General features: G+C 50.2%; 3 protein-coding genes. All 3 read right to left on the reverse strand.

All coding sequences use genetic code 11. From position 1 onward, the window contains the following. Nucleotides 1-193: 193 nt before the first annotated feature. The 3 genes from CYPRO_RS09445 to CYPRO_RS09455 all read right to left on the reverse strand — a co-directional run bounded on the left by CYPRO_RS09445 (nt 194) and on the right by CYPRO_RS09455 (nt 13,092). Nucleotides 194-6,187, reverse strand: a complete 5,994-nt coding sequence (locus CYPRO_RS09445; protein ID WP_114984381.1) for an MBG domain-containing protein — start codon at nt 6,185-6,187, stop codon at nt 194-196. A gap of 272 nt (nt 6,188-6,459) precedes the next feature. Continuing rightward, on the reverse strand, nt 6,460-8,007 hold the full coding sequence (locus CYPRO_RS09450) for a formylglycine-generating enzyme family protein (protein ID WP_114984382.1): 1,548 nt from the start codon (nt 8,005-8,007) through the stop codon (nt 6,460-6,462). Nucleotides 8,008-8,031: 24 nt separating this feature from the next. Continuing rightward, on the reverse strand, nt 8,032-13,092 hold the full coding sequence (locus tag CYPRO_RS09455) for a T9SS type A sorting domain-containing protein (RefSeq protein ID WP_164682667.1): 5,061 nt from the start codon (nt 13,090-13,092) through the stop codon (nt 8,032-8,034). Nucleotides 13,093-13,386 lie beyond the last annotated feature (294 nt).

The raw sequence follows: 13,386 nt of genomic DNA on the forward strand, positions 1-13,386 counted from the left end.
ATACCCGGATTTGTTATTAATGCCTCCGGTTGGGTACGCAAACCCCGAATGCTTGCAATACGGATTGTTTGAGATCCGGGAATGATTTGCGGAGCCCCCTCTCCCGGTTCCGTTTGTGGTTCGCCGCTTATAGTTACATCCCCGTCAACCGGATCCCCAAAGTAAACCTCTACCCGATCAGATAAAACCGGTATCACAGCTTCTGATATTGGCTCTGTGATGGTTGGGTTTTCAAAAAAAGACCCGTTTCTGAATCACTGATTAAAGTAACAGTCAGATCTGACTCAGCAAAAAAAGCAGGGTTACCGTATTGATCCAGCAGCTGTAAGAGTAAGGGAACGCGGTTTCCGTCGGTGCCCCCATTTTGGTTAAGAGGACGTCCATGCGTGCCGCCTGCCCCATCAGCAGGAAACTGTACCCTGAAGGGCAAACTACCAGCAGGTTGTTCATCTGCTATTTCAACAACAATGGAATAAGGTTCACCCGGCTGTACCTGAAAAAAACTGCTCACCCCTTGAGATAGTGCTATCCCGTTTGTTGAATCCGCTGTTGCGCGGAGCTGATATCCTGTTCCGGCTTGTTCTATGGTCAGACCGGAAAAAAATGCAAGCCCGTTTACGGGTAAGGCTTCCCGTGCACCAATGAGCAGGTCCTGCGGAACGCCTTCTGACAGCAGCTCAAGCTGTATCAGCCCATCAAACCAGTCAGCAGCTACACCTCGCTGATTTTTCACCAATACGGTTATGGGTCCCATTGATTCTCCTGCGCGAAAAGTATCGGGCGGCTGAGCCAAAAAAGACAGACTAAGCTCGGCAGCTTCAACCTGAAGGGAAAATGTTTTGGAGACGAATAAACCAGCAGCATCAGTCAGACGAAGCGGTATGCTGTATGATCCGGGCATTTGTGGCGTCCCGCTAAGCCTGCCCGTTTCGCTGTTAAGGCTTAGTCCCTCCGACAGCGGCGTTTCCTGCGGATCGAGCGTCCAGGTGTAGGGCTGGGTTCCGCCTTCCCCTTCAAGCAGGAATTGGAAACCCGGCTGTTTTTCCACCCAGTCGGGCAGGTTCTCAGACGAAAGAATAAATAACTGCTGTACAACCTGCACCTGTACCTGAAGCAAGGTCTGATTTCCGCTAAGATCAGCAGATATCACCGTCAGCTCATAATTTCCGGGTTCAGCGGCTTGCAAAAACATCAGTTCCCCTTCGTCACTGATACTAAAGTGGGCGTCTGCTTCACCGTTGGCAAGCGACCAGTTTACGGGCTTATTGGCGCCTAAGTGTGCTGCAAAAAGCTGACCTTGCTGCACATTCAGGTTCAGCAACAATGCACCTGTATCCGGGTCTTCCTCAATTTCAGCATCCTCGGGGGCAATCACAAACAGTACAGGCGGTTCTGCATCTTTGGTTTGAAAGCCCCAGCTGTACGCTTCGTTGCCGAGCTGATCGGCATTCCGGACAGCATCAGCAGGTATGAATACCTCATAGGTCGTAAAGTTCTCAAGGCCCTCATGCTGAAGGGAAATCCGGTTGTTTTCAAGGGTGATGCCGGTAAGGGGTACCTCATCCCCATCAGCAGTGAGCAGCATAATGCCGCTAAAGTCATTTTCAAATACGGGTAATGAGAATGTTACGGAAATTTCAGTATCAAAAGTCACCGCTTCGGCTGCATTGGCTGGTACCGGATCAAGGGGCAAAGGTACAGGAAGCAGGGCCTCAATTTCGAGATTACCGGGCAAATAGCTGATCTCGTACTTATCTGAAAGGCTGAGGCTGCCCTGAAGAATGCTGTAATTGCCCGGAAGTTCCCCCGGCTCGCGGGTGAGTGTACCGCTGAAACTATCGCCAGGTATGAGTTCAGGATTAAAGCTGAAGGTGAGGGGCGGGTCTTCCTCGCCCTCTTTTTTGGACAGACTGTCGCCCGCAACGGATACAAACCGGGGCTGAATGAACAGTGAACCGTCAAGAAAACTGATATCATACTGCCCGCTGCTTAATCCGCCGGGTGTAACGAGATAGCTGCCGGTATCCTCTCCCGGTTCCCGGCTGAATGCCAGTGTGCCGCTCAGGTTTTCGGGTCCTTCCTCCGGGGCAAACCCACTGATAGCAGCCTCAAATTCAGGATCTGCATCACCATAGGCCTTTTCCGCATCAAGTGCCTGCACGATGAGCGGGCGGGGTTCAATCAGGAGATCAGCAGGAATGTAATCAATCTGATAGTTAGGGCCGGGCGTAAGGGTACCCTGCACAATTACATAGCTGCCGGTCAGCTCTCCGGGCTCGCGCAGCAGTCTTCCGCTGAAAGCATCCCCCTCAATAAGACCGGGAGTTGCAGTGAACGTAAACTCAGGATCTTCATCTCCATAGACCTTGGCAGAGCTATGTGCTGTAAGGGTGAGTGCTTTCCGGTTAATGGTAAGTGTGCCCGGCAAAAAAGAAAGGTCATATAAATCAGAGCTGTATCCCCCGGGCTGCAGCATGTACGTTCCTGCATTTTCGCCGGGTTCACGGCTAAAAACCGGCTCCCCTTCAAGAATATCTGCATCATCCTCAAAAACAAAGCCTTCAAAACGAACCGAAAAAGCAGAATCCGCGTCACCGTAGGTTTTTTGCGCATCATTGGCCGTAATACTGAGCGCTGCCGGCAGGATTTCAAAAAAACGACTTTCAAGCGTTATGTCGTAGTTTGGGCTCAGTGTAAGGCTACCCTGCTGAATTTCATAACTACCCGGAAGCTCGCCCTGATCACGGTTAAGGCTGCCGGAAAAACTGTCCCCTTCTGCAAGTTCAGGACTAAAAGAATACGTGAGAGGTGGGTCTTCACTGCCGTAGGTTTTGCTGAGGGCGTCGGGCACAATGGTAATGTCAAGCGGAAGGATCTCCAGATTTCCGGAAAGAAAAGTTATCTCATACTCAGGGCTGCTCAGGCCGGAAGGCATCACGGCATAGAGTCCGGCATCTTCTCCGGATTCGCGGGTGAAGCTCAGTTCGCCTTCGAGTACGTTCTCATCATCATCTCCCACAAAACCGATATAACTCACACTGAATAGGGGATCGGGCTGCCCGAATATTTTTGTGCTTGATAGAGTCCGAATCACAAGCCCGCCGGGTAATATTTCAAAAATACCCGGCGTGAAGCTGATTTCGTAATTTTGACTCAAACTAAGGGTCCCTTGCAGGATTTCGTAAATACCAACCGATTCGCCCGGTTCGCGGGTAAGGCTTCCTGAAAAACTGTCCCCTTCAATGAGTGCAGGAACAACTGTAAAGGTGAGCGGCGGGTCGTCAAGGCCAAGCTGTTTGAAGGCATCTTCAGCAGTAACACTAACGAGAAGCGGGGTAATGGATAAACTGCCGGGCTCAAAAGTCAGCACATAATTGGCACTGCTGAGCCCGCTTGCCTGTACGATGTAGCTACCGCTGTCTTCCCCCGGTTCTCTGCTGAATATTGCTGTGCCTTCCAGCACGGACGCATCTTCCCCAAACTGAAAGCCTTCAAAAAGAAGGCTGAAATCAGGATCAGGGTCGCCATATATTTTTTCCGCATCAGCCACGTTAACGGTGAGCGGAGACGGCAGTATCGTAAACACTGCCTCTGTAAACGAAATGTTGTAATTTGGGGAAAGAGACAGGCTCCCCTGTGTTATCGAATACGTGCCGGTGTTTTCACCCGCCTCACGTACAAGCGAACCGTTAAATGTATCCGTACCAATAAGATCGGGCGAGAAGGTAAATGAAAGTTCCGGATCAGCATCTCCATACCCTTTTGAGGCAGGCAGGGCTTCGACTGATATGGTCAGCGGATTGATTTCAAGCGTGCCCGGCAGAAAGGTTATATCGTAGCGCGGGGCTGATAATCCGGAGGCGGTAACAGCATAAGTACCGGCATCTTCACCTGCTTCTCGCGTAAAACTCAGGGTCCCGTCGAGGTCGGCCGGACCGTCGCCCTGCATGAAGCCCTCGAAGGTCACCTCAAATTCAGGATCGGACTCACCAAAGATTTTTGAGGTGTCAGAAACCTGCACCGTGAGCTGTGCCGGAATAATTTCAAGAAAGGAGCCGGTAAAGGTTGTTTCGTAATTTTCATTAAGCGACAGGTTGCCCTGCGTAATGGCGTAGATCCCAATATCTTCACCGGCCTCCCGGCTGAGGCTTCCACTAAAGGAATCATCCCCTACCAAATCCGGGGTAAAGCTGAAGGTAAGCCGCGGATCCTCATCGCCGAGCTGTTTCACTTGCGGGTCAGCGGTAATCTGAATCAGGCGCGGAAGGGTTTGAAAGGACGTACTCACGACCGAACTGAGGCTGAGACTACTAAAATTAAGGGCGTTAGTACCGGTTTGAGAGACCCGCAGGTTATCAAATTCGGCAACTCCTTCAGCTACCTGCACGCTAAGGTCACCAATCAACATGGGGGCTTGCTGCAGATTGTTAAGTGGTAGTAACATTTGCTGATCAGACTCAGACAAAGCTACTGTTACCTCAGCGTCGGCATTTGTTACGCGGTTTCCAAAAATATCTGTTACTTCAACCCTTACGGCCGGCTCCAGCGGTTCTCCAAAAACCGCATCTGTGGGTTCTGTTACCATTTGGAGACGGTCAGGCGTACCGAACGGCAAAATTTCAGCGGCTAATGGTACCATAAAGGGGCTCGGCATATTATGCCCGTCATGATTGATTTCCAGGGTGCTGTTCAGCGGACCTGCTGATTCCGCCTCCAGACCAATGGTTACCTCAAACCGCTCTCCCTCCGCGAGGGAAAAGCTTAATGGCTGACTATCCGGATAAAAAAAAGGCGGCGGCGGTTCCGGCAGGGAGCCGCTAAGTAAAGCCGCGTCTTCGTTGATGAGTTCGAAGTCCTGAAACACCGTATCACCGCGCACGACTTCACCGAAGGAAACCGCGGGCGGATCTGCGGCTATTGCAGCAGCCTGAACCGTTGCCTGTAAGGAAAAATTTTGCAGGGGATTTACGGGATCGTTAGAAGAAATCCTGACGAATCTGTTGAGCACCTCTGTTTGGGATAAAGCTGTCGAAAAGGCGAGGGTGAGGGCTCCGGAATCACCAGGGCCAAGAGAAAAACTGCGTGCAACAGGGTCAAAGGTTCCGGGCGGGCCGGTCCAGCTTTCCGGCATAAGGCTGATTTCCGCGGGCACGGCTACAAGCGTGGCATTCAGTACAGCAACCTGTTCTGCGGTATTGGCAAGCTGTAGTTCGAGTAAGGCTGTATCTCCGGAGCGAACGACGAACTGCAGCGGACTTAACACAGCCTGCATGCCCGGTGATTCTGCCTCACCGGATAGCTCAATAACAGCCGGTGAACTTTCATTCTCTGCATTATGCGTCAAAATAAGTTCACCCGTATAATGGCCGGCTGCATTGGGCAAAAAACGTATGGGAATCAGAGCGGATTCTGATTCAAACAAGGTGATGGCATTTTGATCGGGATTTAACAACCGGAAACCAGTACCGGCAACCTCTGCCGAAACCTGCATTTTCCCTTCCCCCGTATTAACTATTTCCAGCTCCTTAACCGTTGTAGATGTGGTAGGCCTGATCCCAAAATCAAGATTATCCGGAAGATCATTCAGCAGCGGTACCCCTACTTCAAACGTTTTGTTTTCGAAGTTGAGGTTATTGTAAACAGTTGTACCGCCGGGTTCAGCAAGTGCAATGGCAGGCATAACCGGCTGATTTGAGGTGTTAAACAGTTCAAACTCAAAATCCGTCTCACCAGTCGCTGTTACGATAAAATCCATCCGAAAAACGTTTCCGGGACCAATACCTATACTCTGTGATCCGGACCTTGCAATATCCACAAACTTGATGGTCTCATTGCCCTCCTGTCTTGTAATTACAAATGGGCCAAGAATACTTCCGTTCCAGATAAATTCACTGCTGACGTTGGCGCGTATGCCAAGAAACTGAAGGCGCTCCTGATTAAAGCGAATTCCCACTGAAGTGCCTGATATGTTTGGAATCGAAGACCCGTTAACGTCATCAATCGTCACATATACGGAAGCACTGTCTCCTACGGCAAGTTCTTCAGCAGGCAGCTGCAGTCTGTAAACAAGATTATCAGCTCCCTGTTGTGCTGCTACATTACTGAATGCACAAAGCGTTACCACTGCAGAAAACAGCAGCAAAGACAGCAATCTGCGAATCAGTGTAAAGCAATACAAAAAAATCATTAAGCATCAGAACTTATTTTCAGCAATCAGACCTAATTGACGTATAATAAGGCGAAAAAAATAGGCTTTTAAGCAGCTGCAAGTAGCCTGTTTACTGCACCCTCAAGCATTACGTCAAAATGCCTTATTCTGAGATTTGACGTGACAGTAAGAAAATATTCTGATGAATAATACTGATTCGATAAATTGGACCAAATTTTTGAGAAGCTGAAGACTGAGATTTTCCGAATTTTTTACTGTTATCCAAGCTTAACCGAAAGCCTTAAAACTAACTACATTGCTAAATTATTTTCAAAAGGAATGGTCGTTTGTGAGTTACCGTCCATAGCAGGAGCGGTTCTTACGGCACGAAATCCGTATCGGCTTGATCGGGTATCAACGGTAACACTGGCCCACTCCCTGTCGGCTGTATGCATAAACGCAATGGCGTTGAACCAATTTCCGCCCCGATAGCCGGATCCTTCCGCACCGCTTACACCATTTCCGGTTGAATATCCCGGCCAGGTTGAAACAGTCGCATTACCTGCATCGTTTAGGTTACCGTTGCCATGCTTCCCTGTAAATTTGCGCCCCGCTTCATTACCAATTGTGACTGTTCGTTCAGCGAGGTTTCCGGATAGATCCAGGATTCCGTAGAAAGAAGCTCCTGCCCCGACGCGATCGGTATTTTCCTTAGCAAACATCCCTACGCGTACCGGTCCTGAAACACTGCTATTTTGTCCAAATACAGCGTTAGCATTGTTGTTTGAAGCGATTTCTCCAGCCAAACCCTCGTGCTGTAATCCACCAGCCGCTACAGCTTCACTGTTTCCCCAGGCAAATTCATTATGAACAGGCTCAAGCGGCCCACGGGAAGCTTTCTCATATTCAAGCTCTGACATAGGACGCAAGCCAGCCCAATGTGCAAAAGCTGCACCATCCATCCAATTCATTTGATTATTTGCCAGATAAGGATAAGTTGTCGTAAAAACACCATCGGAACTGCTTATCCCGTATCGGTTAGCTGTGTTTTGTGTCTGACTGAATCTGTTAGCTGCTTGATTAATAGTCAATGTATTCAAAAAGTCCACATACTGCTGCTGGGTTACCATATACTTCATCACGTAAAATGCATTATATCCATTTGGCCACAAAGACGATTCCGGTTTAACCTGCCCATGGGGATATCCACCCCTGAAAGGTGAATCAGCTGCAGTAATTCTTGCATCAGGTGTATTAATTTCTGTGATTGTAAAAGCCCTGCGTTCATTTCCACCCTCTACTGCTCCGGCTTTAAACGGGCCTTGAGAAACATAAACCATTTCGATGGCGAAAATCCTCAAATCAACCCATTGATGATTGCCTACGTTATCAATACCATAGTTCCACTTCAGAGAGGACCCTTCAAGATTAAAAGTCCCGCTGCCTGTTTCCGATCGGTACAAGAAAACACCAAGGGCCGGGTTATCCGCCTCGTGGAAATTCTGATCCGGATGTAGCAAGCCCGCTTCGATAACGGCTGGCGTACCGGTTCCGGCAGAATGACCACCAATATCTAAAGAAGCATGCCGCCAATCCGACGTACCTTCAATTCGGTACTTCATAAAAATCCAGGCTGCATCATAGTTAAATGGAGAGTTATCCAAATCCCGCCATGAGTTCTGCCAGCTTATGTCAAACTGTATAAGCTTATACTGTGCTTCCAGGTTTTTTTCAGCAATAGCAGTATTGGAAATCTCAATATCATTGGCGTATGCATGCTTTAAACCGCAAAATAACAGGATTAATATGCCCAATACGAAATGTATTGTACAGTTTTTAAACAAGGATTGATCATTCATTATTTTATTCTTTAATGAGCCGGGCTACTTCACCAGCATCATGCTTTGGGCTTGGGTGAAGCTGCCGGCCTGCAAGCGGTACAGGTAGAGTCCGCTTGACAAGCGAGTTGCATCGAAACTTGCCGTGTGCCAGCCTGCCTGCTGCTGACCGCTCACGAGTACTGCGACCCGCTGACCGAGCATGTTGAACACCTCAAGGCGTACATCCGCCGCTTCCGGCAGGGCATAGCGGATGGTCGTTGTCGGGTTGAAGGGATTCGGATAGTTCTGCTGCAGGGCGAAGGCTGTCGGCAGCTCACTGCCCGGCTCCGGATCAATATTGACCGGCTCGCCACCCACCGGTTGCCCCTGCGAGTCGCGCAGCTGTGCCTCATCGAGCAGCAGGGTGCCCGGCGTGTCGCCATCAAAGATCACGTAGCCAATCAGGCCCGGCTCGCCGACGGCGTCATATTCTCCGCCAACAACCGCGCTGTCCCACTGCAGCGCACCCGATTCGCTGCGCGCAGCGCTGAAGGTCATGGGCGTAGCGAGGCTTCCCGCGGTTTCCGTTCCGGCGAAAGCCATGCCGCTGTAGCTGAAGCGCAGTCCGAGGGACCGCACGTCCAGCACTTCCCCGCTCAGGCTAATCGGATAGCGGATTTGTCCGCCCGCCAGCACGGGCGCCCCGACTTCCACTTCTACCGGCCCCTGCTGAATACTGCGCGGCAGATCATTGGTGGATGACAAAAAGTAACTGATGGCGAAGATGTTGAGGTCTTCGAAATCAATCTTGCCGTCGGCCTGTGGCAGCAGACCGTATTCGGTATTGCCTTCAAACCCAATGTCAAAGCGCAGGCCGTAATTTTCGGTATTGTGCTCTTCAGCTGTACTGAAGAAGGCATCTCCGAAGGCAACCAAATCCGCAAAGCCAATTTCCCCGCGGGGCTCGGCGAAATCACCCAGCTGAAAATTAACCTGCCCGGCTTTTTCCTGCGTTTCGATGGTGACTGTGGAAATGACGCCGTTGTTTTCCACCTGCCGGCGCATGTCCATGTTTTCAATCGTAATGGCTGCGGTTCCGGCTTTCTTAATCCGGAAACTGATCTCGGCCAGGGATTTACCGGGGTTGTCAGCCAGGGAGACATTCCCGGTCAGGCTTGCGGTGTTAAACAGCAGGCGGGTAGTTTGGCCATCAGAAGCTACGCAGCCGGGCGGTAGCGGACTGCTCTCCTCGGGACATACCACATACTGAAATGAGCTGCCGCCGCCGCCATCCGGCGCCGTTGTAAACAGATTGCCGGGCGTTACCTCAAGCAGATCCAGTTTTTCGGCATCATAAGCTACGATAAAGGAAGCCGAGAGAATTCCCAGAAACGGGCTTTTCGGTACAATCGCGAAGGTAAGGTCGTGTTCTAAGTAGCTCCAGTCGCCGTTGCTGAACGCACCCCCAAACGGATGTTCCCCGCGGCCTGATTCCGGGAAATAGACAGGGGCTTCCGGCTCGCCCTGCTGATTGATAAACAGGGGCGTTGTGGTAACGGCCATCTGCTGCAGGCCCGGCGCCGGATCCTGCGGATTATCGCGCAGGAACGGATAGGAAGTACGATATTCGCCATTCTCAAATATATCAATGGTTTGCCAGACCGTATCGAAGTCAAAGCCGCTCATAAAATTGCCGGCATTGTTACCCAGCATCTGATCTGTGTTCAGGCCCGTGCCAAGGTTATCGCCACAGGGAAAATTCGTGTTTCCAACTATGGCAGCGTCCCAAAATGAATTGGTGACACTCCCCCCGTTATTTTCACCAATGAGTCCGTTACATGGGCTCCCTACCCCAAGGTCTACAGCAGCATACGTTGTATTCAGCGTTGCTCCTTGTTGCAGATACCCGGCTATACCGCCTGGGTTTGGCAGTTCTGAAACCGTGTTAGGTGCAACGCTTCCAATTGCATAGCTTTTAGTTACGTCACCACTGTGGAACCCTATCAGGCCGCCAGCGTGAGTATCACTTTCAACATTAGCTACTGCAAAAGACTCATAAACAGAACTTGTGCTATTAAGATAACCCAACAAACCTCCTGCAGCCCACCACACGCCTTTCACTTGTGCTACAGCCGATACATGCTTTAGGCTGCTGTTTTCTTTTGCAGCACCAACAAGACCGCCAATATTAATGGATTGTGAACCAGCGGTGACACTCCCGCTAACATGCACATTCTCAACCTCTGTGTTACGTATTGTACCAGCAAGCATTCCTGCATTTGCTTCATTAGCCTCACCAGAAGTTGTTACAGAAATTTCCGTAAGTCTAAGTTTTTTTAGCGTAGCCTGTAAGGTTTCACCGAACATTCCAACCGAGCCAACACGATTACTGATCTGCAAGCCCCGAATGTGCTTCCCATCCCCTTGGAGCGTACCGGTAAACGGATTGTTTTCGCTGCCTATGGGTTCGAACCCTTTGCCGTCGTTGGCCTGCGGGCCGGCAAATCGATTGTATCCTTCCGCATCCTCGTCGGGATCAAGGTGATTTACAAGCCGGTAGTGTGCACTCAGGTCGTGGCGGATGTTGTGCAGGTTCTGCCAGTTTGCGATTAAATACGGCGAAGCTTCGGTGCCTTCTCCCTGAATATTCGCGCCGGGGGTCCAGATGATGTTTTCTGAAAGTTCATCAATACCGGAAAGGGTGATGAACTGTCCGTTTTCGCTGATCATGCCGCCCCGAGGCTGATAGGGTCCGCTAATCGCCTCCCCTGAGAATAACTGAAGCAGGTTTGGGTTTCTATCCCCAAGCAGGGCCGCCGGTACTTCAAAAGACAGACTTGCGTCAAGCCCGCTGCTGTTGGCCGCGCTGACCGTAAACTGCCTGTTTAAAGAGGTGCCATAACCACCCAGTGTTTGGGCGGTATGCGTGCGGGTGATGGTTGTGAGGCCCGGGGATTGGTTTGAGGTAATGGCAAGGCCGATACCTGCCGGATTTACGGCATCGGGACTGTTCAACTCACGCGTGACCATAAGACTGCCGGTTTCTCCGGTGAAAAACCCGTTACTTTCATCCAGGGTGATATCCCCTGCGAGCGTAAAGGTACGCCCGTTTAGCTCTACGGCTTCACGCGGGAAAAGGGAGCCAGCGGTGTGGAAGGTAACAGGATGTGATCCCGGAAAAGAATATACCCGGATATCCCCGTCATAGCCTTCCCCGCCAAGGGTAATCGCGCTGAACGACGCCCCGAATTTTGATTCAAACAGGTATTCCGGAAGACTGAAATCAGATTCACCGTCTGTTCCGTCGCCTATCACAAAATCGACATTTGCCGGACGCGGATTTATGGAAAGTGCGCCCCCATCGGAAACCAGCTTAGCTTCTTCGACATTAGAATCCATGTTTAGTACTCTTGTTATCAGCTCAATATTTCCCCCGTTGGCATCTACAAGACCGTTAATGTTCACCCCAACATTATCTGTATTAAGGTTAGAGGAGAACAGTACATTGAGGGCTTCACCATTGGCCGTAATAGCGCTACCGGGAAGCAGACTTATCTTACGCCCGGCTTTAAGGGTGAGACTGCCCGCCTGTTCTAAACTGACCTGTATTTCAGCGTGAAGCTTTAGATTGAGCCCGGCATGTATGGTGTGGAGATCTCCATTTTGGATGGCCTCAATAATGACGTCCACATTTATCGAAGGATCGTTATTAAGAGGCATGAGGACGCCGTTTTCGAGTATCCAATCCGTATCCGGAGAAGTCTGTCCTGATGTAATGGTCAGGGATCCGTTTGGCGGAGCGGGCAGGGCGTCGCCCTGAAGTTCAATATCGAAAGGCACCTGCATGTCTGCGCCCCGGAGTCTGAGATGGCCGTTACGCTCACCCGCAGCAGCGGGCGTAAATACAACGGTGAGTTCGGTACCATCGGTAACCGTCGTTTCTGTTGAGCCATCTGCAAATGTATAGTCCCCGCTTCCGTGAAGGCTTGCTGTTAAGGGTTCATTCAGGCCAACTGCGGTAAACGAGACGGATTGCGAGGCCTCAAAGCCCACGTTTACAGGCTCAAAAACGAGCGCTCTTTCCGAAGGGGTCACTTTGCGAAAGGCAATGTTATCGTACAGAGGTGTCGGCCCATCTATCTCCGATCTGAACATCATGGCGTTCCAGTTTGCAGGATTAGCCTGACCTGTGCCGTTATCAAAACCTGCATTAATGTGCTGTAGGCCTGATATGGGAAACCATTCGCTGATTTCGGAAGGGCTGTTTAAATAGACACTTACCGCACCAGCACCATTATTTGCAGAGCGGTCAATCAGAATCTGATACCGGATTAACTTATTATCTATCTCATCTATCCCTATAATCGAACCGTTAGCTACAATTTCATCGTTAAGCCTTAACTTTATGATTGGATCCGTACAATTATTTATTGTAAGTCCTAATCCAATCTCAAAGTTTATATTGAGATGCCCGTCTCCATCGGTATCATACCCGAGGTGAAAGCCGCCGCCAGAGCAAGCGTGCTGCATTTCAAATGCAATAATATAGAGCCCCTCATCGTCCGCTATCGGCATGGTGCTAAAGTTATTATTATTCACTATGGCTGCACGCGAACCACTTCTATGTGTTTCTCCGTGCGGTAAGCGCAATGCCCGTGAACCGTCGTGTCCGGGAACCACAAAATTTTGGCCACTTGTATTTTCACCCGGCGTGCGGAATTCGTGCATCTGACCGGGTCCACTGCTTCCCAATGGAATCGTACGCCAGCCGTCTATCCCTTCAACAGAACCGGCTGGCAGGTAATTAAAGGTGTAAACAAGAGAAGGAACAAACAAAAAGCCTTCTTTTTCAGCCATACCGCCTGTTGTTGTAACCACAAGATTCCCGGAGGAGCCATAGGCAACGACAGCCTGTATTTCGGTGTCGTCAATTACCGTAAATTCAAACGCTTCCCCCCCTCCAAAGCTAACGCTCTCAACAGCAGTAAAACCTGTGCCGGAAATACTTACCGATGTACCTTCACCTGCCTGCTCCGGGGAAAAAGCGTTAATGACCGGATTTGTTTGAAGCGCTTCGGCAGCAGTTCCGGTATTGCGTTTAAATTCGGTTTCAACTGAACGCATAGCTGAGGTCGATCCTGCTACATTGGTCAAAGGAGGGAAACCTCCGTTCACCGTATGGGCAGCTACTAAATTTACTGTCAGCTCGGGGCTGCTGAACCCCATCAGCGCAACAAAAGCAAAGATAACCGCAAAGCGGCTGATAAAATGATACTTTTTTTCCATTTTCATGTTTTTTAGTTCCAATTTGAAATCCGTCCGCACACTACCCATTTTGTGCCTTGTGCACGCGTGCACGGAACTGTTTTTTGTATGATTTCAACCTAAATCACCGCAATAGCTTAATGCCGGCTGACT

Source organism: Cyclonatronum proteinivorum, assembly GCF_003353065.1.
Classification (GTDB): Bacteria; Bacteroidota; Rhodothermia; order Balneolales; family Cyclonatronaceae; genus Cyclonatronum; species Cyclonatronum proteinivorum.

Excerpts from the sequence above, each read along its gene's own strand:
- CYPRO_RS09445 (WP_114984381.1), bottom strand. The coding sequence starts at position 6,187 with ATGATTTTTTTGTATTGCTTTACACTGATTCGCAGATTGCTGTCTTTG.
- CYPRO_RS09450 (WP_114984382.1), bottom strand. The coding sequence starts at position 8,007 with ATGAATGATCAATCCTTGTTTAAAAACTGTACAATACATTTCGTATTG.
- CYPRO_RS09455 (WP_164682667.1), bottom strand. The coding sequence starts at position 13,092 with ATGCGTTCAGTTGAAACCGAATTTAAACGCAATACCGGAACTGCTGCC.